15 protein-coding genes are annotated in these 24153 nt (G+C 69.0%); 13 read left to right on the top strand and 2 right to left on the bottom strand.

Going from position 1 to position 24153, the window contains the following annotated elements:
• Positions 1 to 75: 75 nt before the first annotated feature.
• The 3 genes from ACP699_RS14075 to ACP699_RS14085 all read left to right on the top strand — a co-directional run bounded on the left by ACP699_RS14075 (position 76) and on the right by ACP699_RS14085 (position 4316).
• A complete protein-coding gene (locus tag ACP699_RS14075) occupies positions 76 to 897 on the top strand; it encodes a DUF5819 family protein (RefSeq protein ID WP_426171907.1) in 822 nt (273 codons plus the stop codon).
• Positions 894 to 2129, top strand: a complete 1236-nt coding sequence (locus tag ACP699_RS14080) for an HTTM domain-containing protein (RefSeq protein WP_426171909.1) — start codon at positions 894 to 896, stop codon at positions 2127 to 2129. The genes ACP699_RS14075 and ACP699_RS14080 overlap by 4 nt, the downstream gene beginning before the upstream one ends.
• A 120-nt stretch (positions 2130 to 2249) precedes the next feature.
• Positions 2250 to 4316 (top strand): acyl-CoA dehydrogenase, encoded by a 2067-nt coding sequence (locus ACP699_RS14085; RefSeq protein WP_055869557.1) that lies wholly within the window; start codon positions 2250 to 2252, stop codon positions 4314 to 4316.
• 129 nt (positions 4317 to 4445) lie between these two features.
• Here ACP699_RS14085 and ACP699_RS14090 read toward each other — a convergent pair whose 3' ends face one another.
• Positions 4446 to 4892 (bottom strand): hypothetical protein, encoded by a 447-nt coding sequence (locus ACP699_RS14090; protein WP_055869560.1) that lies wholly within the window; start codon positions 4890 to 4892, stop codon positions 4446 to 4448.
• 125 nt (positions 4893 to 5017) lie between these two features.
• Between ACP699_RS14090 and ACP699_RS14095 the strand changes: the two genes are divergently transcribed.
• Complete coding sequence (locus ACP699_RS14095; protein ID WP_141386547.1) at positions 5018 to 6064, top strand: NAD(P)-dependent alcohol dehydrogenase; 1047 nt, start codon at positions 5018 to 5020, stop codon at positions 6062 to 6064.
• Between the two features lie 21 nt (positions 6065 to 6085).
• On the opposite strand, the gene ACP699_RS14100 is transcribed toward ACP699_RS14095, so the two are convergent.
• Positions 6086 to 7552 (bottom strand): alanine/glycine:cation symporter family protein, encoded by a 1467-nt coding sequence (locus ACP699_RS14100; protein ID WP_055877871.1) that lies wholly within the window; start codon positions 7550 to 7552, stop codon positions 6086 to 6088.
• 119 nt (positions 7553 to 7671) lie between these two features.
• On the opposite strand from ACP699_RS14100, the gene ACP699_RS14105 reads away from it, so the two are divergent.
• From ACP699_RS14105 to ACP699_RS14145, 9 genes are all read left to right on the top strand, one after another.
• Entirely contained in the window at positions 7672 to 8241 is a 570-nt protein-coding gene (locus ACP699_RS14105; RefSeq protein ID WP_055869567.1) for a DNA-3-methyladenine glycosylase I, read from the top strand.
• A 129-nt stretch (positions 8242 to 8370) separates the two neighbouring features.
• Positions 8371 to 14454, top strand: coding sequence for an Ig-like domain-containing protein (locus ACP699_RS14110; RefSeq protein ID WP_426171913.1), 6084 nt, complete (start codon positions 8371 to 8373; stop codon positions 14452 to 14454).
• Between the two features lie 46 nt (positions 14455 to 14500).
• Positions 14501 to 15472 carry an AAA family ATPase gene (locus ACP699_RS14115; protein ID WP_055869575.1) on the top strand — a complete coding sequence of 324 codons (972 nt, stop codon included), beginning with the start codon at positions 14501 to 14503 and terminating at the stop codon, positions 15470 to 15472.
• Positions 15472 to 16734: a DUF58 domain-containing protein gene (locus ACP699_RS14120; RefSeq protein ID WP_055869583.1), complete on the top strand. Its 1263-nt coding sequence runs from the start codon at positions 15472 to 15474 to the stop codon at positions 16732 to 16734. The genes ACP699_RS14115 and ACP699_RS14120 overlap by 1 nt, the downstream gene beginning before the upstream one ends.
• The gene (locus ACP699_RS14125; protein ID WP_426171916.1) at positions 16731 to 19127 is read left to right on the top strand and encodes a transglutaminaseTgpA domain-containing protein; all 2397 of its coding nucleotides are present in this window, start codon (positions 16731 to 16733) and stop codon (positions 19125 to 19127) included. The genes ACP699_RS14120 and ACP699_RS14125 overlap by 4 nt, the downstream gene beginning before the upstream one ends.
• The gene (locus ACP699_RS14130) at positions 19124 to 20428 is read left to right on the top strand and encodes an RDD family protein (RefSeq protein WP_426171918.1); all 1305 of its coding nucleotides are present in this window, start codon (positions 19124 to 19126) and stop codon (positions 20426 to 20428) included. The genes ACP699_RS14125 and ACP699_RS14130 overlap by 4 nt, the downstream gene beginning before the upstream one ends.
• Positions 20425 to 21240 (top strand): PP2C family protein-serine/threonine phosphatase, encoded by an 816-nt coding sequence (locus ACP699_RS14135; RefSeq protein ID WP_055876714.1) that lies wholly within the window; start codon positions 20425 to 20427, stop codon positions 21238 to 21240. Before ACP699_RS14130 ends, ACP699_RS14135 begins: the two co-directional genes overlap by 4 nt.
• Positions 21240 to 22523 carry an FHA domain-containing protein gene (locus ACP699_RS14140; protein WP_400644045.1) on the top strand — a complete coding sequence of 428 codons (1284 nt, stop codon included), beginning with the start codon at positions 21240 to 21242 and terminating at the stop codon, positions 22521 to 22523. Before ACP699_RS14135 ends, ACP699_RS14140 begins: the two co-directional genes overlap by 1 nt.
• Positions 22520 to 24148 carry a serine/threonine-protein kinase gene (locus ACP699_RS14145; protein ID WP_055869593.1) on the top strand — a complete coding sequence of 543 codons (1629 nt, stop codon included), beginning with the start codon at positions 22520 to 22522 and terminating at the stop codon, positions 24146 to 24148. The genes ACP699_RS14140 and ACP699_RS14145 overlap by 4 nt, the downstream gene beginning before the upstream one ends.
• Positions 24149 to 24153 lie beyond the last annotated feature (5 nt).

Here is a 24153-nt window from a genome sequence, read left to right on the forward strand (position 1 = left end):
GCGATGCAGGAACGCTGAGTGGTCGGGGCCGTTTCCCCACGGCGGTCCCGACCCTCGGCGGTGGGAGGGAAGTGGATGAGCACCAGAGTCGAGTCCTCGCCGGAGGCGGACGTTTCCGTGTCACCGCAGACGGCCGCGGTGCATCCGCGCCCGACCTGGTGGGTGAAGCTCATCGCCTTCGCCGCCTGCCTCCTGACGCTGTGGCACATCAGCGCGTCGTTCCTGTGGATCGCTCCCTATTCGGCGCTGCGGGAGATCCCCACGCAGGAGGTGCTGGCGGGATACATGCTGCCGATGTTCGGCCAATCGTGGAGCGTCTTCGCACCCGAGCCCATCAACGGCGACTACCACTTCAACGTCCGCGCCGTCATCGAGAAGGACGGCGAGGAGGTCGAGACCGGCTGGGTGAGTGCCACAGACGTCGAGCTGTCGATGATCCGGTACAACCTCTTCCCGCCGCGGGCCGGCATCCAGTCGAGTGAGGTGGCGAGCGGACAGATGAACGCCTACAACAAGCTCAACGCCGACCAGCAGGCGGTGGTCGGTCTCGACTTCGCGAAGGAGGGGTGGGAGGAGTGGATGGTGCGCTCCTTCGAGGAACTCCCCGGAGACGAGAACCCGTCGACGGCGGCCTACATGGCCGAGGAGCATCTCTCCACCGCATATGCGACCCAGGTGGCCTATGCGATCTGGGGTGCGGATGCCGTGGTCAAGGTGCAGTACCGCGTGAGCCGTCAGAACGTGATCCCCTACAAGGATCGCAACGATCCGAGCGCCCAGCGGCCGGACCCCACGTTCTCGACCACCGGATGGCGACTCCCTTTAGAAGAGGAAGGGCAGAGTCGAGAGAACTTCGCGAACACCTTCCGTGGCCAGTTCGAGAGGATCCAGCCGTGAGCGCGCCGGTCAAGACCTCGGCGCGGAAGTCCGACGCGAAGAAGAGGAAGGATCCTGCGCCGCAGGGCACGACCACGTCGGCACCCGCCCCGGCGACCGCCCCTCCCGCTGCTCCCCGTGATCCGGCGCCCGCGACGGCGAACACCGTGCCGAGGTCGTTCGTGACCCGGTTGCTGAGCTTCGTGTCGTCGATGATCGCCGGGCTCTGGGCGATGGTGCTCTCGGCCGTCGATCGCATCTCGGCGTTCATCGGCGACTGGCTCTTCAACGGTAAGAAGGCTCTCTACGGGCTCGCGGTCACACGCATCCTCTTCGGCGTCACCGCGGTCGGCCTCCTGGCCTCGAACTTCGGCACCCGCCTGTACACCTTCGGATCGGGCTCGGCCTGGAACGGCGAGCTCGCGGAGCCGGTGAGCGAGTTCCCGAAGATCTGGGTGTTCAGCGCGTTCCATGCCGCGATGGGCAACGACGTCCTCTACACGGCGCTCTACCTTCTTCTCGGGGTGCTCGCCGTGCTGTTCGTCCTCGGGTGGCGCTTCCGGATCGTGCTCCCGGTATTCTTCTGCCTCTGGGTGGGCTTCATCGAGGCCAACGACATGGTGGGCGACCAGGGCGACAACATGTTCCGCATCGCGCTGCTGCTGCTGCTCTTCGCCGACCCCGCAGCCCGGTGGTCGCTGGATGCCAGGCGTCGGGCGAAGTCGGGGGAGTGGTTCGCCCCGAACAGCCAGCCGGCGCTGCTGGGAACGATGTTCCACAATCTCGCCCTCGTGGCACTCGCCGCCCAGGTGTTCTTCGTCTACGCGTCCGGTGCGCTCTACAAGGCGGGTGGTGCGCCGTGGGAAGAGGGGTATGCGGTCTACAACCCGCTGCAGACCGCGCGGTTCGGCACCTGGCCGGTGTTGAGCGACCTCGTCACCGCGTGGGGGCCGATGGTCACGATCGCGAGCTGGGGGTCGATCCTCCTGCAGGTCGCCTTCCCCCTCATGCTGCTGACGCGTCCCACCCGGCTGATCGGCCTGCTGGGCATCCTCTCCTTCCACATCGGCATCGCGGTGCTCATGGGGCTCCCGTGGTTCTCGCTCACCATGATCGCTATCGACGCGATCTTCATCCGCGACCGCACATGGGGGCGGTTGAGCGCGGGGACGAAGCGGCGTTGGCAGGAAGCGGGCGCCGCACCGCCGCCCGCGACGCCCGAAGCGGTTCCGCCAGTCCGGACTGTGGTCTGACGACAACGCGGCGGCGAGATGTGCCCGTCGGGCGTTGGAGGATGTGGACAGGGCAGTTCGTCTCTGGTTGTGGCAGACCTACCATGGCTGTAATCCCACTTCCCTCTGAGAGGAACGCACATGGTCGACGCCGCCGTCCGTCCGAAGACGACTCGCACCTCCACCGACACCGCGGATGCGAACCTGCACATCGATGTCGCCCGCGTCAACGACGCCCTGATGGGCACGTGGGCAGACGTGCGTCGCCAGGCCCGCGAGATGATCAAGGACTCGGCGTTCTGGCGCAAGGATGAGCTCGGCAAGGACGAGCACCGCGAGCGCGTGCTCAGCCAGCTGCACCTCCTGGTCGAGAACAAGGCCGTGCACCGCGCGTTCCCCAAGTCGCTCGGCGGCGAGGAGAACAACGGCGCGAACATCGCGGGCTTCGAGGAGCTGGTGGTGGCCGACCCCAGCCTGCAGATCAAGTCGGGCGTGCAGTGGGGACTCTTCGGCTCCGCGATCCTTCAGCTCGGCACCGAGCAGCACCACGCGAAGTGGCTCCCCGGTGTGATGGACCTCTCGATCCCTGGCGCCTTCGCGATGACCGAGATCGGCCACGGCTCCGACGTCGCGGCCGTCGGTACGACCGCGACGTACGATCCGGCGACGGAGGAGTTCGTGATCAACACCCCGTTCCGCGGGGCGACGAAGGAGTACCTCGGCAACGCGGCGCTGCACGGCGTCGCGGCGACCGTCTTCGCGCAGCTGATCACGAACGGCGTCAACCACGGCGTTCACTGCTTCTATGTGCCGCTGCGCGGCGAGGACGGCGTCGACCTTCCCGGCATCGGCCGCGAGGACGACGGCCTCAAGGGCGGACTCAACGGCATCGACAACGGGCGCCTCTCGTTCGACCACGTGCGCATCCCGCGCACCAACCTGCTCAACCGCTACGGCGACGTCGCAGCGGACGGCACGTACTCCAGCGCGATCGACAGCCCCGGCCGCCGCTTCTTCACGATGCTCGGCACTCTGGTGCAGGGACGTGTGTCGCTCGACGGTGCGGCATCCTGGGCCTCGGCGCTCGGCCTGCACATCGCGATCACCTACGCCACCCAGCGCCGCCAGTTCGACGGTGCGGACGGGCAGGAGGTCGTGCTCATGGACTACGGCAAGCACCAGCGCCGTCTGCTCCCGCGCCTGGCGACCACGTACGCGCAGATCTTCGCGCACGACGAGTTCCTGCAGAAGTTCGACGGCGTCTTCTCCGGTCGCACCGACACCCCGGCCGACCGTGAAGACCTCGAGACCCTGGCCGCCGCCCTCAAGCCGCTGTCGACATGGCACGCGCTCGACACGCTGCAGGAGGCCCGCGAGGCCACCGGTGGCGCCGGCTTCATGTTCGAGAACCGTCTGGTCGGACTCCGCGCCGACCTCGACATCTACGTCACCTTCGAGGGCGACAACAACGTGCTGCTGCAGCTCGTCGGCAAGCGTCTGCTGACCGACTACGCCAAGCAGTTCCAGGGCAAGGATGCGGCGGCGCTCGCGAAGTTCGCCGTCGGCATGACCGCGGGCAAGCTGTTCCACGGCGCCGGTCTCCGCCAGCTCGGTCAGGCCGTCTCCGACTTCGGTCAGGTGAGCCGCTCGGTCGAGCGGGGCCTGCGTGAGGAGCAGCAGCACGACCTGCTCGCCGGACGCGTGCAGCAGATGGTGGCCGACATCGCCTCCCGCCTGCGCCCCGGCGCGAAGGACAAGGCCCTCGGCGCCCGCCTGTTCAACGAGAACCAGGCCGAGCTCATCGAGGCGGCCCGCGCGCACGGCGAGCTGCTGCAGTGGGAGGCGTTCACCGACGCCGTCCACCAGATCGACGATGAGGACACGCGGAAGGTGCTCACCTGGCTGCGCGATCTCTTCGGCCTGCAGCTCATCGAGAAGCATCTCGCCTGGCACCTGATCAACGGACGCCTGTCGACGCAGCGCGCTGCGGCCGTGTCGAGTTACATCGACCGCCTGTGCGCTCGTCTTCGTCCGTATGCGCTCGACCTCGTGAACGCGTTCGGCTACGAGCCCGAGCACGTGCGCGCGCCCATCGCCAGCGGCCTGGAGAAGCAGCGTCAGGATGAGGCCCGCGCCTACTACGCCGACCTCGCAGCGACCGGTCAGGCGCCGATCCAGGAGAAGGCGCTGAAGAAGAAGCAGCGCTGACCGTCTGCGGTTCAGCCCGGACCTGATCCACCTGTCGGGAGTTAGTGACGAGCGCACGGCGAATCCGCGCGATTCTCCCGACAGGTGCGCATCCTCCCGACAGGTGTTCGGGGAGATGCGGATCGGGTGTCAGGGTGCCGCTGTGAGATCCACTCCGCGTTCGGTGGCCAGGGCCTGGAGCTTCTGCGCCGCGTCGGTCTCGACGCACACGCACGCCTGCAGACCCGCCTCGTCTTCGTCGCGCAGGAGGTAGTAGCTGTCGGTGTCGGTCAGCTGCACGCCGCCGGCGTCGAAGAACAGCCAGCGCACGCGCACGAGCACGAGCCGGTCGGAGAGATCGCGACGCTCGAGCAGCTCGAATCCGACGGAGGCCAGGCCCAGCCGCTGGTAGATCGGATAGGAATGCCGCAGACCGTCGATCATGGCGTCGCGGGATTCCAGCACACCGGAGGAGCGGTCGTTCACGATCGTCCCCGGCGTCGACCACAGACTCGCCGCGGTCTCGGCATCGAATGCGGTCAGGCTGTCCGCATAGCGGGTGAGGTACCGGGAGATCGTGTCGTCGGAGGTGGTCATGGCGTGAGCCTAAGCGTGGCCGAGCGGAGCGCACCCGGCCTTGACAATCGCCGATTCGGCCGGGACGGCCGATTCTCATCCGGTGCTGGGTAGTCTCGGCAGGTACCCGATCCGAGGAGTCCGAGATGTCTGCTGTGAACGCCTATGCCGCACCCCGTGAAGGGGCCCCGCTGGAGAAGACCGTCATCGAGCGACGCGAGCTCGGCCCGCTCGACGTGCTGATCGACATCGCGTTCGCGGGCATCTGCCACTCCGACATCCATACCGTGCGCGGCGACTGGGGGCCTCAGCAGTACCCGCTCGCTCCCGGTCACGAGATCACCGGCACCGTCGCCGCGGTCGGCGAGGGCGTCACCCGGCATGCCGTCGGCGATCGCGTCGGCGTCGGATGCCTGGTGAACTCGTGCGGTGAGTGCCGCAACTGCCTGCGGGGGGAGGAGCAGTTCTGCACCCAGGGGGCCGTCCTCACCTATGGCAGCACGGATCGTGACGGCACCGTCACGCAGGGCGGATACTCCGAGCAGGTCGTGGTCACCGAAGCGTTCGTCCTGAAGATCCCCGACGCGCTGCCCCTGGATGTCGCAGCTCCCCTGCTGTGCGCCGGCATCACGACATACTCACCGCTGCGGCACTGGAACGTCGGACCGGGCACCCGCGTCGCCGTCGTGGGACTCGGGGGCCTCGGGCACATGGGCGTGCAGATCGCGCACGCACTCGGTGCCGAGGTGACCGTGCTCTCGCAGACCCTGAGCAAGAAGGACGACGGGCTGCGGCTCGGCGCCGACCACTATCGCGCGACGAGCGACCAGGAGACCTTCCGTGAGCTGCGGTCGTCGTTCGACGTGATTCTCAACACCGTCAGCGCGGTGATCGATCTGCGCTCCTATCTGAGCCTGCTCGACGTCGGCGGCGCCATGGTGTGCGTCGGGGCTCCCGGCGAACCGCTCTCGGTCGGGGTGATGTCGCTGATCGGCGGCCGTCGCTCGCTCGCCGGCAGCAACATCGGCGGCATCCAGGAGACGCAGGAGATGCTCGACTTCTGCGCCGAGCACGGTATCGCCGCCGAGATCGAGACCATCCCCGCTTCCGACATCAACGCCGCCTACGAGCGCGTGCTCGCATCCGACGTGCGGTACCGGTTCGTCATCGACGCGGCGACCTTCGGCTCCTGACGTCGCGGCCGTGGCGGCGACTCAGCGGCGGCGAGACGTCGGCAGGTCGATCGGTCCGGTGACCGAGAGCTCGTCCTCCCACACCTCGATTCCTCGGACCTCGGGGAGTCGGGCCTTGGTGAAGACCGGATCGAGTCCTTCGCGTCGCTGCTGCGTGTAGTCCTTGAGGAGCTTGAAGGCGACTCCGGAGAGCAGCGCGATCGCCACGAGGTTCACGATCGCCATGAAGCCCATCGCGCCGTCGGCGAAGTTCCACACGACATCGGCCGACACGATCGATCCGACGAACACCGCCCCGATGGCGAAGAGCCGGTAGCCGAGCAGGACGGCGGGTGTCGACGTGATGAACTCGATGTTCGTCTGCCCGTAGTAGTAGTTGCCGAGGATCGAGCTGAATGCGAGCAGAAAGATGATCACGATCAGCAGGATGTTCGACCAGCTGCCGAGCGCACCGACCACCGCTCCCTGCGTCAGCCCGATGCCCCGCTCGGCGTTCGCGAGGTCGGGGACCGAGACGAGGATGATGAACGCGGTGATCGAGCACACCAGGAACGTGTCGAAGTAGACGCCGAGGGTCTGCACGAGACCCTGCTTGACCGGGTGCGTCACCGCGGCACTCGCGCCCGCGTTGGGCGCGGAACCGAGCCCGGCCTCGTTGGAGAACATGCCCCGCTTGACGCCGGTGAGGATGATGTAGCCGAGCGCGGCGCCCACGATCTCGTTCGGCCCGAACGCCTGCGTGAAGATCATGGCGAAGACCTCGGGGAGGCGCTCGATGTGAATCACCACGATGACGAGCCCGAGGAGCAGGTACAGCAGCGCCATGACCGGGACCAGGGTCTGGGTGACGGAGGCGATGCGGCGCACGCCTCCGAAGATCACCAGGCCCATGAGGACCGCGAGCGCCGCGCCGATGGCCCACGGCAGCCATGCGGGGGCCCCGCCGCCCAGGCTCCCCGCGATGGTGGCCTGGATGGTGTTGGCCTGCAGCGAGCTGAACGCGATCGGGAAGCACACGATGAGGATGACGGCGAACAGGACTCCCATCCAACGCGCGCCGAGTCCGCGCTGCATGTAGTACGCCGGACCTCCGAGGAACCCGTCCTTGTCCCGCGTCTTGTACAGCTGCGCGAGCGAGGACTCGATGAACGAGGACGCCCCGCCGATGAACGCCATCAGCCACATCCAGAAGATCGCACCGGGTCCGCCGATCGCGATCGCCGTGCCGACACCGGCGATGTTGCCGACGCCGACGCGCGAGGCCGCGGAGATGGTGAACGCCTGGAACGCCGAGACGGATTGCGGCTCGCCGCTCTCGGTGCGCGGGGTGCGATCCGTCAACGTGCGAAACATCTCCGGGATCAACCGGAACTGCACGACGCCGGAGCGGATCGTGAAGTACAGGCCGAGGAGGACGACCAGGGGGAGGACGATCCACGTCCACAGGTTGTCGCCCCACGTCAGCAGCCACTCGTTCACAGAATCCATGCGCACAGTCTGGTGGAACTGCTCCGATGACACCAGCTTTCGCGCGCACAGCATTCCGGTGGGACGCGTCCGCCTCCGTGTCGGCGCTCGGTGTCGGTCGCCGCGGATAGCCTGACCGGATGACCTCTCTTCTCACGGGCCCCGATGCCCGCGACCGCTGCGCCTGGGTGGGCGACGACGACGAGTACCGTCGCTATCACGATGAAGAGTGGGGCACGCCTCTGCACGGCGACCGCGCGCTGTTCGAGAAGATGGCGCTCGAAGGGTTCCAGGCAGGCCTCTCCTGGATCACGATCCTGCGCAAGCGACCGCGGTTCCGCGAGGTGTTCGCGGGTTTCGAGCCCGAGATCGTCTCCGAGTACGACGAGTCCGATGTCGAGCGCCTGATGGGCGACGCCGGGATCATCCGCAACCGCGCGAAGATCGAGGCGACCATCGGCAACGCCCGCATCGTGCGCGGCATGGCCGAGGGGGAGTTCGACGAGCTGATGTGGTCGTTCGCCCCGGCGGCCCCCGGCGCCCGTCCCGCATCCTTCGCCGACGTCCCCGCCGTCACGCCGGAGTCCACGGCGTTGAGCAAGGAACTGCGTCGTCGTGGGTTCCGATTCGTGGGGCCGACCACCATGTACGCCCTGATGCAATCGGGCGGCATGGTCGACGATCACATCGCGGGCTGCTGGCGGGCCTGATCATCGCGGATGGGCAGAACTCCCCATCGAGCGGTATTCCGAGACGCGGTTAGGATGAACGGGTGCTCGGTGGGCCCGGAGGGACCGCCCAGGAGCTAACGAAGAGTGTCACCTGGGGGGGAACCGGGAATGAAGGCGTTGTCTTGGATACGCGCGCGGCCCAAAACACTGGCGTCCGCCGCCGGTGTCACCGTCGGCGTCATCGCTATCACCACGATGGCCTTCACCTATGAGGGCTTCCCGACCACCAAGGTCGACCTGAACGACGGCGGCGTCTGGATCACGAAGACGTCGAGCCTGCTGGTCGGGCACTTCAACAACGAGTCGACGGTCCTCGACGGTGGCCTGCGCACCACGGGCGAGAACTACGACATCCTTCAGGACACGAGCAACATCCTCGTCGTCGATGAGAACGCCTCCACCCTCACCGCCGTCGATCCCGCACGCGTATCTCTCGGCGACTCCGCAGGCATCCCCTCCTCGGCGAAGGTCGCGCTGGGCAACCGCACGGCCGCGATCCTCGATCAGAAGACCGGCGAGCTCTGGGTCGTCCCCGCCCAGGGCGTCTCGTCGTTCGAGGCAGAGGTGAACGAGCCCGCCGCAGAACTCGGCGCCGGAGCCGATGTCGCGGTCGCCAAGGACGGCACGGTGTTCGGACTCGCCCCGGAGCGCGGCGAGGTCGTCACTGTGCCCGTGGACAACGAGGGCGAAGCCCTCGACGCCTTGGCCGCATCCGTCGGCGAGCTCGACGCGTCCGCGAAGCCGACGATCACGGCGGTCGGCCGCACGCCGGTCGTGCTCGACCGCTCGGCAGGCGTCGTGACCTCGCCCGGTGGCATCCGCACCGAGATCCCCGGCGCCGACAAGGCGGTCCTGCAGCAGGCGTCCGAGAACACCGACGCAGTGGCGATCGCGACCACGAACGCCCTGGTGAGCGTTCCCCTCGACGGCGGCGAGCCGACCGAGGTCGACGCCGGCGGCACCGGCACCGCGGCCGCTCCGGTCTGGCTGCGCGGATGCACCTACGGCGCGTGGGCGGGCACCGCCACGTTCATCCGCGAGTGCCCGGGCACCGGCAACGACGTCAACGCCCAGGTCGACGGCGCCGAAGACGCGAAGAGCCTCGTGTTCCGCGTCAACCGCGACGTCATCATCCTCAACGACGCCGTCGGCGGCGCGGCCTGGCTGGCCAACGAGAGCCTCCAGCGCGTCGACAACTGGAACGACCTCACCCCGCCGGAGGGCGAGACCGAGAACGAGGACGACTCCACCGAGGAGACCGTCGAGACCACGCTCCCCGAACGCAAGGAGGAGAACACTCCTCCGATCGCCGAGGATGACACGTTCGGCGTGCGCCCCGGTGTCACGACCATGCTCCCGGTGCTCGACAACGACAACGACCCCGACGGCGACGTCCTGGTGGCGGCGCTCGCCGAGGCCCAGCCCGCGGTCGGGACGATCCAGCAGGTGCAGAACGGTGGATCGTTGCAGATCGCGGTGGAGGAAGGCGCCTCCGGGTCGACCACGTTCACGTATGAGGCCGACGACGGCCGCGGCGGCAAGGACACGGCGGCCGTCACACTGACCGTCTACGACAAGAGCATCAACACCGCTCCGGCGCCCAAGCGCAGGACGACGCTGACGGTCGAGACCGGCGGCACGATCTCGTACAACATCCTCCCCGACTGGATCGACCCGGAAGGCGACGACGTCTACCTCAAAGACGTGGTGCCCGCGCCGGGCGACGAGGTCGACTTCAGCACCGACGGCCAGATCACGTACAAGGCCACGGCGAGCCAGCAGGGTCTCAAAGAGGTGCAGGTCACGGTCGCCGACGGATACGGCGAGACCGCCACAGCGACCGTGACGCTCGACGTGCGGCCCGAAGGATCGACCAAGCCCAAGACCAACGCCGACCATGTCGTGACCCGCGTCGGCGAGCAGGTGACGGTGGCCCCGCTCGCCAACGACACCAGCTCGGGACGAGAGCTGCTGCGCCTCGGTCGTGTGAACGAGGTACCCGGCGCGACCGTGCTGCCGGACGGACCCAACAAGACCTTCACCTTCACCGCCGACGCCCCCGGCACCTACTACGTGCTGTATCTCGCGACCGCGGGTCCCGAGAGCAGCCAGGGAATCGTGCGCGTCGACGTGCTGGAGGCGAGCGAGACGGATCTGCCGCCGGTCGCCGTCCGTGACGTCGCGCTGCTGCCCACGGGCGGAGATGTGCTCCTCGGCGTGCTCGCGAACGATGTCGACCCCGCCGGCGGCATCCTCGTCGTGCAGTCCGTCTCGATCGAGGACGACTCCGGTGTCTCGGTGTCGGTCATCAACCATGAGACCCTCCGCATCACCGACCAGGGCTCGCTCACCGATCAGGCCCGCATCAAGTACCGCATCTCGAACGGCTCGAAGTCGGCCGAGGGCGAGGTCGTGGTGATCCCGATCCCCGCGCCCGACCAGCTCCTCCAGCCGGTCGTGAACGACGACACCGCGATCGTGCGGGCGGGCGACGTCGTCACCATCCCGGTGCTCGACAACGACACGCACCCGAACGACGACGTCATGCACGTCGTCCCCGAGCTGGTCGAGCCGCTCATCGATCCGGAGGACGGCGAGGCCTTCGTCTCGCAGGACACGATCCGCTTCAAGGCGGGCCCGGTCGCGAAGACGGTGTACCTCACCTACGAGGCCGTCGACTCCCGCCAGCAGAAGGACGCCGGCTACGTCACGATCCAGATCCTGCCCGTCGACCCCGAGACGAACGCCGCGCCGCGCCCGCAGGACCTCGTGGCTCGCGTGCTCGCCGGGTCGACGGCGAACATCGCCGTGCCGCTGGACGGCATCGACGCCGACGGCGACTCGGTCGAGCTGATCGACATCGCCTCCAGCCCCACGAAGGGCCGCATCACCGAGACCGCGCAGAACTACTTCACCTATGAGGCGTTCGACGGATCCTCGGGTGTCGACGTGTTCCGCTACCGCGTGCGCGACCGCCTCGGCAAGGAGGGCATCGCCACGATCCGCGTGGGTATCGCCCCGGGCGAGCAGGTCAACCAGAGGCCCTTCGCCGTCAAGGATGCCGTGGTCGTGCGGCCGGGTCGAGAGATCTCGGTGCCGGTGATGGCGAACGACTCCGACCCCGAGGGCGACAAGATCGCGCTCGTCAAGGACGGCCTGGAGGTCCCGACCGACACGGGCATCACGGCCCGCGTCTCGGGAGACCGGGTGCTGGTTCAGGCGCCGAACCGTGAGCTCGAGACGTCGCTGCAGTACACGATCCGCGATGCGCGCGGAGCAGAGGCCACCGCGGCGCTGCAGATCACCGTCGACGAGAACGTGCCGTTGCAGGCGCCGGTCGCTCGCGACGATCGCGTGCGCCCGACCGATCTCACCGACGGCACGATGAGCGCCGATCTCGACATCCTCAAGAACGATGAAGACCCCGACGGTACGACCGACCGCCTGAAGGTCTCTCTCGGCGAGGGGGCGACGCAGCTCGAGAACGGCAAGGTGCGCGTCACCGTGACCGAGAACCTGCAGCTCATCCGCTACACCCTCACCGATCAGGACGATCTGTCCGCATCGGCGTTCATCTTCGTCCCGGCCGAATCGGATCTGCGCCCGATCCTCGACTCGACCAAACCGCTCGAAGTCATGAGCGGGGAGACCAAGGAGATCCCGCTCTCCAAGTTCGTCACCGTCGCCGGCGGAGGAACCGCGCGGATCACCGAGCACGCCAAGGTGAACGCGGTGTACGCGAACGGCGACGACCTCGTGAAGGACGAGACGACGCTCGTGTACACCTCGGCCGAGGGGTACTTCGGACAGGACTCGCTGACCTTCGAGGTGACCGACGGCACGGGCCCGGATGACCCCGAGGGACGCAAGGCCACGCTCAGCATCCCGATCAACGTGCTGCCGCCCGAGAACCAGCAGCCCGAGTTCATCGGCGCAGAGGTCATCGTCGCCCCCGGTGAGAAGGCCTCGACGCTCGACCTCGCCGCGTTGACGACCGATCCCGACCCCGAAGACGAGGGCACGCACAAGTACAAGTACGTCAGCGGTGCCGGCAAGGGCATCACGGCCAAGATCGACGGCTCCGACCTGCTCGTGGAAGCTTCGTCCGACGTCGAGAAGGGCACCGTCGCGACGCTGAAGCTCGAGATCACCGACGGGACGACCGAGCCGGTCGACGGCACGGTGACCGTGCGCGTCGGGGCCTCGACCCGACCGCTGCCCGCCGCCAACACCGACACGATCTCGGAAGCCGACCAGGGCAAGAGCATCACGGTGCCCGTGCTCGCGAACGACTACAACCCGTTCCCCGAGACGCCGCTCAAGCTCATGACCGCCGTGACCGAATCGGGCTCCGGAGGCGCCACGGTCAAGGGCGATCAGGTGGTCGTGACCCCGGATGCGAGCTTCGTCGGCACCATGGTCGTGCGCTACCGCATCCAGGATGCGACGAAGGATGCCGACCGCGAGGCCAACGGACAGATCATCGTCACGGTGCAGGGCGTTCCGGATGCACCGGGAGCCCCGCTCGTCTCGAGCGTGCAGGATCGCACCGTTGTGGTCTCGTACGGAGCGCCGTCGAACAACGGTGCCGAGATCACCAAGTACACGGTCAAATCGGTCAGCGGCAACCCGTATTCGAAAGAGTGCCGGTCCACGACCTGCACGCTCGACGGGCTGACCAACAACGTCGAGTACACCTTCCAGGTCACGGCGACGAACCGCGTCGGCGAGTCGAAGCCGTCCGGTACCTCGGCGGTCGCCCGTCCGGACGCTCGGCCCGACACCCCGAACCCGCCGACCCTCGCCTTCGGCGACAAGTCGCTCAAGGTCTCCTGGGCCACCCCGACCACGCCCGGATCCCCGGTCGAGAGCTACACACTCGAGATCTCGCCCGCTCCGCCGTCCGGCGTGTCGCAGAAGCAGGCCACGGGCAACTCGATGACCTGGGACGGCCTCGAGAACGGCTCGAACTACCAGATCCGCGTGCAGGCCCACAACCGCGCACCCGAGCCGTCGAGCTGGAGCGCCTGGTCGGCATCCGAGGTCCCCGCGGGCCCGCCGATGCCCGCCGCCGCGCCCACCGTGACGCAACTCGCAGGTGTCGGTAACGAGGCTCAGATGCAGGTGAAGTGGATGCCGGGGAACGCCAACGGCGACCCGATCGACTCCTTCGAGCTGCAGGTGTGGGAGGGGGGAACCCTCCGCAACACGGTCTTCCCCGGAGCAGGAGCCAGGGAGCAGGCGGTCAAGGTGCCGACATCCGAGACGCCGTACACCTACCGCATCCGCGCGCACAACAAGGCAGGTTGGGGCGAGTGGAGCCCGATGTCGGCACCGCGCCGCGGCGTGAACAAGCCGGGTGCGCCCTCTCTGTCGAACGTCGCCGAGGGCGACCGGTCCCTCACGCTCACCTGGTCTCCCGGCGCGCTGAATGGCGCCAGATCGACCGAGGTGCGATACGAGTACTCCGTCGGAGGCAACTGGGCGGCGATGCCGGGCAACAACGTCATCACCGGACTCTCGAACGGCACCAACTACAACGTGCGGGTCCGCGCCGTCTCGACGGTCGATGGGCAGACGTATGCCAGCGACGCGTCCGGCCAGATGTCGGGCAACCCGTACGGTCCGCTGAAGCAGCCGTCGGTCACCGCAGCGCAGAACCCCACGAGCGTGACGTTCGGCTGGAACGCGAACGTCTCGGCCAATGGGCGCGGCATCAAGACGGTGCGCATCCGCATCGACGGCGGTGGATGGTCCAACGTCGGAGCGACCGGAAGCACCACCGTCGGCAACGGCTACAGCCAGCGCCACACGATCGATGTCGAGGTCACGGATGAGGCGGGGCAGAAGATCACCCGGTCCGAGGCTGGAACATCCGGACCGAAGCCCAACCCCCGGGCCTGGGTCACCTCCACGGGCAATGCCAACGGCCAGCCGAACTGCAACGACGGCACATGCGCGTACTTCTACCTCAACGCGCAGGACTTCGATCCCGGTCAGACCATCTCGGTGCGGTGCAACAACAACGACCCGACCTACGGCGGGGTCTGGGGCGGTCCGTACTCGATCACGATGGACGGCAACGGCAACTACGGCGGTCGACTGAGCTGCTATCTCGGCAACCGCCGCGGCGTGATCGAAGCCTGGGTGATGGTCAACGGCAACGCCTTCGAACACCGCGTCTGGCAATGATGCGCTCTCTCTTCTCGACATCCGAAGAACAAGGAACGACACACTCATGACAATGACTCCCGAGCAGGCCGCCTGGTTCCAGGGCACTTTCCAGCGCCTCGTCGAGAACATCGACAAGGCCGTGCAGGGCAAGCAGGAGATCGTCGGCCTCGTGCTGGCCTCGATGCTCGCCGAGGGCCATGTGCTCCTCGAGGACGCACCGGGAACGGGCAAGACCAGCCTCGCCAAGGCGCTGGCCGCGACCGTGCAGGGCACCAGCGCACGCATCCAGTTCACGCCCGACCTGCTGCCGTCCGATGTCACCGGTGTGACGATCTACGACCAGCAGTCGCACCGCTTCGAGTTCCACAAGGGGCCGATCTTCGCATCGATCGTGCTCGCCGACGAGATCAACCGTGCGTCGCCGAAGACCCAGTCGGCGCTGCTCGAGGTCATGGAGGAATCGCGGGTCACGGTCGACGGCGTCACGCACGAGGCCGGGCGTCCGTTCCTCGTGATCGCGACGCAGAACCCCATCGAGCAGGCGGGCACGTACAAGCTGCCCGAGGCCCAACTCGACCGCTTCCTGATCAAGACGTCGATCGGCTACCCCGACTTGGCCGTGACCGAGAGCATCCTCGCCGGTGCCTCCGACCGCAACCCGTCGGCCGGCCTGTCCGCGATCATCACGACGAGCGCCGTCGCCGACATGGCCGACCTCGCAGCGACGGTGCATGTCGAGCCCGCCGTGCTCCGCTATGTGGCCGAGCTCGCCGAGGCCACGCGCGAGGACGGGGCTATCCGGCTCGGTGTCTCGGTGCGCGGGGCGATCGCGATGGTCCGCATGGCCAAGGTGTGGGCGGCCGCTCAGGGGCGCCACTTCGTGCTCCCCGACGACATCAAGCTTCTCGCCCGCCCGGTGTGGCAGCACCGTCTGCTGCTCGACGCCGAGGCCGAGTTCGCCGGCACCAGCAGCGACACCGTGATCGCCCGCGTGCTCGACGCGGTGGCGGCACCCCAGGCCCGAGTGGCGGCCTGATGACCGCGGAGGCCCTTCAGGCATCGCCGCCGCAGACGGAGCGCGACGCCGGTTGGCGTGACATCGCGGCCGTCATCGGCGCGCGCATCCTGACGCGCCTCCGGAAGATCACGTCGGCGATCCGTCCGCTGGCCTGGGTGCTGATGGCCCTCGCCGTCGGCTTCTGGGTGCTCGGGCAGATCGCCGGCTGGTCGGAGTTCACGATCGCGGCCGTGGTCATCGCGATCGCCGTGGCCCTGTGCGCGCTGTTCCTGATCGGGCGCACCGCCTACGACGTGGCGCTCGACCTCGCCCGCACCCGCGTTGTCGTGGGAGAGCGCGCTGTCGGCGCCCTGACCCTCGCCAACCGCGGCACCAGGGCGATCCTGCCCTCGCGCGTCGTGCTCCCGGTCGGCTCCGGCCGCGGCGAGTTCGGCATCCAGCGGCTCGCCCCGGGGGAGGAGGCGGAGGAGCTCTTCGCCATCCCCACCCAGAAGCGCGGCGTGGTCAAGGTGGGACCGGTCAGCGTCGTGCGCGGCGACCCGCTCGGCCTGTTCGAGCGGGCGCACCGGCGGGATGATCCCGTCGACCTCTTCGTGCATCCGCGCACCGTACTGTTCGACGGCCAGTCGCTCGGCTATCTGCGCGACCTGGAGGGGCTGCCCGCCGCCGATCTCTCTCGCGACGATGTGTCCTTCCACGCTCTCCTGGAGTACCAGCCGGGCGATGACCTGCGTCACGTGCACTGGCGTTCGACGGCCCGCACCGGCACGATGATGGTGCGGCAGTACGAGGAGACCCGGCGCTCGCACTTCGTGATCGGTCTCTCGCGCTCTCTCGCCGACTACGCCACCGAAGACGACTTCGAGCTCGGCGTCTCGGCTGCGGGATCGATCGGCCTGCGCGCGCTCCGCGACTCGCAGCGCGTCGACATGCGCGTGCAGGGCCGGGAGCTGCCCGCCGGCACCGGCAAGCAGCTGCTCGACTCGCTCTCGGCCGTCGAGAACAGCAAGCCGAAGGAGGGCGGCATCGCCGAGCTCGCCGGCGTCGTGTCGGCCACCATGCCGCTGGCGAGCGTGGTCGTGCTGGTGTGCGGGGCTCGCGTGAAGTCCGACGACCTCCGCCTCGCGTGTGCGCGCCTGCCGTTCGGCGCCAGGGTGCTCGTGGTCGTCGCCGACACCACCGCGTCCGCCCCGGCTCTGCGTCGCATCGGCGATGCCGACGTGGTGACGGTCGGAGCACTCGAACAGATCCCGCTCGCCCTGCAGAAGGTGCTCGCATGACCGCATCCTCCGCCGCGTTCGGCGATCTTCCCCTGCGCCGCTGGGTCCTCGACCTGACAGCGACGGCGCTCCTGGTCCTCACCGCGCTCATCGGCTTCTGGCCCACGTTCGCCGGTGGGTCCTTCCTGCCCGCCGTCGCCGGCGGCATCCTGGTCGGCCTCGCGATCGCGGTGGTCGCGACCTGGCGCCGCTGGGGAATCCTGATCATCACGGGTCTCACGGTCGCCGCGTACTTCGTGTTCGGCGGCGCCTTCGCCCTGCCGCAGACCTCGATCCTCGGATTCATCCCCACACTGGAGACACTGCAGAAGCTGGCGCTGGGCACGGTGACCGCCTGGAAGCAGATGCTCACCACGGTCGCCCCCGTCGCGGCCGCCGACGGACACCTCGTCGTCCCGTTCCTGCTGGCCCTCGTGATCACCACCGTGACCGCCTCCCTCGCGCTGCGCCTCTCGCAGGTGGCCTGGGCGCTGATCCCCGCCGGCGTCCTGCTCATGCTGGTGATCGCGCTCGGGACGCCCGAACCCGCGTTCCCTCTCGTGCAGGGACTCGTCTTCGCCGTCGTGAGCATGTCGTGGCTCGCGCTGCGCCAGCTCTGGGCACCGCAGAACACCGCCGTCTCCGTGAGCGAGGTCGATCCGTCGCGGGCGTCGCACATGCGCACCCGCCGCCTGCTCGCGGGTGTCGCCGTGCTGGCCATCGCCGGAGGAGCCGGAGTCGCCACGAGCGCGATAGCGAACCCGGCGCAGCCACGGCACGTGTTCCGCGATGTGATCATCCCGCCGTTCGACATCCGGGACTATCCGAGCCCGTTGCAGGCCTTCCGCAAGAACGTGCGCGACGAGGCGGATGAGACCCTCTTCACGGTGCAGGGTCTGCCCAAGGGCGCGCGTGTCCGCACCGCCGTCATGGACCAGTTCGACGGCATGGTCTACAACGTCACCGACGGTGGCCCCACCTCGTCGAGCGCCTTCACGCCGCTGCGTTCGAACATGTCGCCCGATGCCGAGGGCGTCCCGGTGACGCTCAAGATCGAGATCGACGAGTATCGCGGGGTGTGGGTGCCGACCGCGGGAGAGCTGTCCGAGATCAGCTTCTCGGGCGACGACGCCGAACAGCTGCGCCGCGGCACCTACGTGAACACCGAGACGGGCACGGCCGTCGCCACGACGAAGCTGACCACGGGCGACGAGTACACGGTGGATGCCGTGCTGCCGAACGTGCCCGACGACGAGCAGCTCGCCGAGGTGCCGTTCGGCAAGGTCGCGATGCCGAAGCCGAGCAACGTGCCGGAGGAGCTCACCGCCCTCGCGGCCGAGACCGTCGCGGGCGCCGAGACGCCGATCGAGCGTGTGCGCGCTCTCGAGAACCTGCTCGCCAAAGACGGCTTCTTCAGTCACGGCCTGGAGGGGGAGGTCATCTCCCGTGCCGGGCACACGGCCGAGCGCATCTCGACTCTCATCGGCGGCGAGCAGATGATCGGTGACGATGAGCAGTACGCCGTCGCCATGGCACTGCTCGCGGGCCAGATCGACATCCCCGCTCGCGTGGTCATGGGCTATTACCCCGACGAGACGCGGGAGGGCGAGGCCGTGTTCGCCGCGACCGGCGACGACGTGCACGCCTGGGTCGAGGTCAACTTCGAGGGCATCGGATGGGTGAGCTTCAACCCGACTCCGCCCGAAGACCAGGTGCCCAACGACCAGAACACCAAGCCCCGGGTCGACCCGAAGCCGCAGGTGCTGCAGCCTCCGCCTCCGCCGCAGGAGCCCGTCGACCTGCCGCCCACCCTGCCCGACGACCGCGAGGCCGAAGACGAGAGCCTGAACATCGCGGGCATCATCGGGGCGATCCTGGTGATCGGCGGCATCTCCCTCGGGGTGATCGCCCTGCTCGCCTCGCCCTTCATCGTGATCGGCGCCTGGAAGGCCGCGAAGCGTCGCTCGCGTCGCGCCGCCGCACGCACCGCAGACCGCATCAGCGGGGGGTGGGACGAGCTGACCGACCGCGCGGTCGACTACGGCGCCCGCATCCCGCCCGGCGGTACCCGCATCGAGGAGGCCGCCGTCGTGGCGTCCTCGCTCACGGTGCCGCAGGTCACGACCCTCGCCGAGCGCGCGGACTCCGAGGTGTTCGGCCCCGCGGAGCCGAGCCCGGCGGACGTCGAGTCCTTCTGGCAGGAGGTCGATGACATCGTCGGTGGCCTCGGGAAGGACGCCGGCTTCTGGAAGCGCCTCAAGGCACGACTGAGCGTCCGCTCGCTGATCGGCGGCACCGCGATCTCGAACGGATTCCAGAATCTGAAGGAAGCTGCGGCCGTGCGCGTTCGCAGCGAACCTGGCACCATCAAGAACAGCACGACGCCCCCGTCCTCCGAGAGCGAGACCCCATGACGCAGCCCGCGCCCGACCAGATCGCGCCCGTCGCCCGTCGCGCCGTCGCCTACATCATCGATGCCCTGATCGCCGGCGGGCTCGCGATCGTGCTCGGCGGCGGACTCCTCATCGCCGCCTCTCTCACCGGCAGCATCGAAGGCAGCATCGGGGTCCTGCTGGTCGGCGGTCCCGTGGTGAGCCTGGTGCTCCTGGGCTGGTTCGTCGTCTACACGGTGATGCAGGCAGGTAACGGCTCGATCGGCATGCGCGCCCAAGGGCTGCGGCTCGTCTCTGCGGCCGACGCGAGCCCGCTGGGCTTCGGGCGCGCGCTGCTGCGCAACATCATCTTCGGCCTCGCCGCCTCCGTGGTGGTGGGGTATTTCACGCCGCTCTTCGACGGCTCCGGACGGTTCCAGGGCTGGCACGACAAGGTCGCCGGCTCCCTGATGCTGGACGCCAAGGTGCCCGCACCCGTCGGGTCTGCCGCCGCATCGCCCGCGGCGCCGGCGGTACCTGCTCCGACCACGGCTTCGGCGAACTCGACGCCCGCACCCGCACCGGCGATCCCGGGGCTCCCGCAGCCGACGGAGGCAGTGGCCGCGACCCCGGTCCTGCCCCCGGCACCCGCGGCACCGGCCTCCGTCCCGCCGCGCCCGGCCGCACCCGCGGCACCGGTCGCCGAAGCGGGATCGCTCATCGCCTTCGTCCCCGGGATCACACAGGATGCGCCCGGACGGCCCGCTCCGTCGCTGGAGCCGGAGCCCGCACTCGACGCGACGATCCAGCAGCAGCCGGCGCCTCCCGTCGCAGCACCTCCCGCGGCACCGATCGTCAGCCCGGCGCCGCCCGTTCCGCCGACGCCCCTCGCCGTCGAGACCCCCGCAGCTGCGCCCGCGACCCCGGAACCTCCGCTCGCGTCCGCGGCTCCGGCCGCCTCGAGTGCTCAGGTCTCCGCCGATGAGGACGACCTCGAAGACACCAGGATCAGCGTTCCCGGACACCGTCTGGTATTCACCTGGGACGACGGCACTCGTGTGTCCGTGTCGCGACGCACGGTCTTCGGCCGCAACCCCGCACCGGAAGAGGGAGCGACGCTCGTGCCGGTGCGCGACGAGACGCTGTCGCTCTCGAAGACGCACTTCGAGGCGGCGGCGGAGACCTCGGGCGGTTGGGTGATGGATCGGCACTCCACGAACGGCATGACCATCGTCCGCGAAGGCCAGCGGATCGCCTGCCCCGCCGGGCAGCGCGTGCCGGTGCGTCTGGGCGATGCCATCGAGATCGGCGACCGCATCGTCACGATCGGCGGATACGCGTGAGGCCGGGACTCATCGTCTCGACCGGATCGGCGACGCATCCGGGTCTTCGGCGTGCACTGAATGAGGACGCCCATCTCGCGGCCGCTCCTATCTTCGTCGTCGCCGACGGGATGGGCGGGCACGAGGCCGGGGAGCGCGCGAGCGCCGCAGTGATCGCCGAGTTCGCGCGGTACATCGGACGCTCTTCTCTCGCCCTCGACGATGTGCGCCATGCACTGTCCCTGTCCAGGGAGAGCGTGGAGGAGCTGTCCACCTCCGGCAACGGCCGTGCCGGCACGACGCTGAGCGGTGTGGTCATCGCCTCGGTCGACGGCATGGGCTACTGGCTCGCGCTCAACATCGGAGACTCGCGCACCTACCGTTTCGCCGACGGCGAGCTCGAGCAGATCAGCGTCGACCACTCCGTGGTGCAGGAACTGATCGAGTCGGGTGAGCTCACGACCGAAGACGCCGTCTCCGATCGGCGCCGCAACATCATCACGCGCGCGATCGGGGCGAGCAGCACCGGCGACGCCGACTATTGGATGTTCCCCGCCGAACTGGGCGACCGCATCCTGGTGTGCTCCGACGGACTCACCTCCGAGGTGCCGGACGCGCGCATCCGCGAGGTTCTGAAAGCCGAGTCGGACCCCCAGCGAGCCGCAGATGTGCTCATCGACGAGGCTGTCAGCGCCGGGGGCAGGGACAACATCACGGTCCTCGTCATCGACGCCGTCTCCGTCGCCTCACGTCCGGGGACGCTCATGGCCACCGATACGGACATCGACCAGGACACACGTCCACGAGAAGCCGCAGCAGGAGGGGTTCGCTGATGCAGACCATCTACCGACCGGGACAGTGGTACCTGATCGTCATCCCGGGAGCGCTCGTCGCCCTGCCGCCCGACGTCCCCGGCGATGTCGTCGCCCGGCTGTGGGAGCGTCTGCCGGAGGACAAGACCCTCGCGACCGTCGTCGACGTGCTCACCACGCACGCGGGCGGGTCGTTCACATCGCTGCCGTCGTTCGTCGCAGCCGTCGCCGAAGGCGCCGATGTGCGCATCGCCCTGCGGGGGGCGGTCTCCGCGCAGGTGGAGACCGGGACGGAGTCGCTCGAGCTCTCGGGCGCCGAGGTCACGACCTGGAACGAGCGATTCCTCGGCGGTGCCACGAAGATCGACATCACGGTCGAGGCTCCCGCCGACGCCGTGGGTCTGCCCGTGCAGGGCGGCATCGTGCGGGCCGCGGCGGTGAGCGCCGAGCTCGAACCGAGCGACGCCGATCCGCTGACCTCCGCGCTCGGTCCGGCACCGGTCGTCGGAGACGCGGCAGCGGACGCACCCGCATCTGAGCCCGTCGCGGTGCCGGAGCCTGTCGCTGCACCGGAGCCTGTCGCTGCACCGGAGCCTGTCGTCGTCCCGATCCCGGAGCCCGTCGCGGCACCGGAGCCGGAGCCCGAGCCCGAGCCGCAGTCGGATGTGGAGCCGGAGCCGGAGGAGCCGCTCCCCGTCATCGACGACGCCTTCCTGCCGCCGACGGAGGTGACGCTCGCTCCGCCCGTCGATGACGACTTCGACCAGCTGTGGGGAGCCACCGTGCATTCCGTCGGCGCAGCGGCACCGGCGGCGGCACCGGTCGCCCCGGTCGTCGTGGAGGGCGACCATGACGGTGCGACGATCTCGGCCGCAGACCTCCGTGCTCTCCGCCAGGAGCCGCCGGTCGCGAACGACGCGCCGACCGAGGTGCTCGAAGTCGCTCCGGCGCCGACCACGGTGTCCGTCGGTCGTATCCGGCTCTCCACGGGGCAGGTGACCGCCCTCGACCGCACCGTGATCATCGGACGCCGTCCGCGGTCGACCCGTGCGAGCGGTGCGAACCTTCCGCACCTGATCGCGGTCGAGAGTCCCCAGCAGGACATCTCGCGCAGCCACCTCGAGGTCAGACCCGAAGGCGACACCGTCGTGGTCATCGACCTGCACACCACGAACGGGTCCACTCTGCTGCGTCCGGGGGCCGACCCCGTGCGGCTGCACCCGGGCGAGCAGACGCTGGTGCTCTCCGGCGACGTGGTCGACCTGGGCGACGGCGTCACCGTGGCCTTCGAGGACCTCCCGTGACGCGTCGCCCCTCACCGCCGCCGGATCTCCCCGGCTTCACGTATGTGGAGCCGCTGGGCACCGGTGGCTTCGCCGATGTCTTCCTGTACGAGCAGGAGATGCCTCGGCGCCGAGTCGCGGTGAAGGTCCTGCTCGCCGATCGCATCTCGAGCGGTGCGGCGCAGGAGTTCGCCGATGAGGCGAACGTCATGGCGATGCTGTCCACGCATCCCGCGATCGTCACGATCTACCAGGCGGGGGTCGCCGGCGACGGCCGCCCCTATCTCGTGATGGAGTACTGCCCGCGGCCCAACCTCCAGCTCCGTGCACGGAAGGACCCGTTCTCGGTCGCCGAGGCACTCCGGGTCGGCGTGCAGGTGGCCGGCGCCGTCGAGACGGCCCACCGTGCCGGCGTGCTGCATCGCGACATCAAACCCGCCAACATCCTCGTCACCGAATACAACCGGCCGGCGCTCACCGACTTCGGCATCGCGTCGACGACGGGGGCCACCGGCGAGGCGTCGGGGATGTCGATCCCGTGGTCGCCTCCTGAGTCGTTCGCCGAGCCGCCGCAGAGCGGACCCCGCACGGATGTGTGGGCACTCGGGGCGACGCTGTACACACTGCTCGCCGGACGATCGCCGTTCGAGCGACCGGGAGAGCGCAACTCCAGCGCCGACCTCATCGAGCGCATCGAGCGCGCTGCGCTCCCCTCGCTGAAGCGGCCGGACTCCCCGGAGAGTCTGCAACGGCTGCTCGAGCGCTCGATGGCGAAGAACCCCGACGACCGTTTCCCGAGTGCGGTGGCGTTCGCGCGAGCGCTGCAGAAGGTGCAGATCGAGCTCTCGCATTCGGTGACGCCGATCGACATCGTCGACGACCACCCGCCCGCGGAAGACCTGGATGACGACGGCGACGGTCTCACCCGGGTGCGGGAGATCGTCAGCATCGATCCCGACATGGCGTCGTTCACCCGTCCGTCGGCGACGACGCAGCGGAAGGACCCTCCGGCCATGTTGCCGGGGATGCCGCGCTTCGACGCGCCGGTCGCCGAGGAATCGTCCGTCGAGCAGACACAGCTGCGTGCGCCGACCCCGGCTCCCGCCGCTCCGATGGCGCCGGGCGCCGATGACCGGACCATCGCCCGCGCACCGATGGTGGTCGCGCCCGATGCCGCCGTGCCGCCGCCGTCGGTTCCGGGCACCCCCGCCCCTGCCCCGGTCGCCGCCGAGCCGGCTCGCAGCCGCAAGGGCCTGTGGATCGCGCTCGCCGCAGCGGGCGTGGTGCTCGTGATCGGTGGGATCGTCGGCCTGAACCTCCTGGTCGCGGGAATCACTCCTGAACCGCAAGAGACGGCGGAGGCCGTCGATCCGAAGGATGTCGGAACGGATGTCGTGCCGAAGGTGACCGAGCTCGCCGGGACGCGGCAGGGCGATCAGGTGGTCTTCACCTGGACGAACCCGAGCCCGCTCGACGGCGACTCGTACATCTGGACGCCGGTGGTCGTCTCCGGCGAGGTCGCTCCGCAGCAGACGCCGGACCCGACCGCGGCGGTCACCGCCGGTGCGGGCACCGTCTGCATCGACGTGATGCTGCGACGTGACGACGGTCGCGCGTCCGAGACCGTGCGGGGGTGCGTCGAGTGAGTGGC

It is taken from the genome of Microbacterium sp. DWRC1-3 (assembly GCF_049896645.1).
GTDB lineage: Bacteria > Actinomycetota > Actinomycetes > Actinomycetales > Microbacteriaceae > Microbacterium > Microbacterium maritypicum.

Excerpts from the sequence above, each read along its gene's own strand:
- ACP699_RS14075 (WP_426171907.1), top strand. The coding sequence starts at position 76 with ATGAGCACCAGAGTCGAGTCCTCGCCGGAGGCGGACGTTTCCGTGTCA.
- ACP699_RS14085 (WP_055869557.1), top strand. The coding sequence starts at position 2,250 with ATGGTCGACGCCGCCGTCCGTCCGAAGACGACTCGCACCTCCACCGAC.
- ACP699_RS14090 (WP_055869560.1), bottom strand. The coding sequence starts at position 4,892 with ATGACCACCTCCGACGACACGATCTCCCGGTACCTCACCCGCTATGCG.
- ACP699_RS14095 (WP_141386547.1), top strand. The coding sequence starts at position 5,018 with ATGTCTGCTGTGAACGCCTATGCCGCACCCCGTGAAGGGGCCCCGCTG.
- ACP699_RS14100 (WP_055877871.1), bottom strand. The coding sequence starts at position 7,552 with ATGGATTCTGTGAACGAGTGGCTGCTGACGTGGGGCGACAACCTGTGG.
- ACP699_RS14105 (WP_055869567.1), top strand. The coding sequence starts at position 7,672 with ATGACCTCTCTTCTCACGGGCCCCGATGCCCGCGACCGCTGCGCCTGG.
- ACP699_RS14110 (WP_426171913.1), top strand. The coding sequence starts at position 8,371 with ATGAAGGCGTTGTCTTGGATACGCGCGCGGCCCAAAACACTGGCGTCC.
- ACP699_RS14115 (WP_055869575.1), top strand. The coding sequence starts at position 14,501 with ATGACAATGACTCCCGAGCAGGCCGCCTGGTTCCAGGGCACTTTCCAG.
- ACP699_RS14120 (WP_055869583.1), top strand. The coding sequence starts at position 15,472 with ATGACCGCGGAGGCCCTTCAGGCATCGCCGCCGCAGACGGAGCGCGAC.
- ACP699_RS14125 (WP_426171916.1), top strand. The coding sequence starts at position 16,731 with ATGACCGCATCCTCCGCCGCGTTCGGCGATCTTCCCCTGCGCCGCTGG.
- ACP699_RS14130 (WP_426171918.1), top strand. The coding sequence starts at position 19,124 with ATGACGCAGCCCGCGCCCGACCAGATCGCGCCCGTCGCCCGTCGCGCC.
- ACP699_RS14140 (WP_400644045.1), top strand. The coding sequence starts at position 21,240 with ATGCAGACCATCTACCGACCGGGACAGTGGTACCTGATCGTCATCCCG.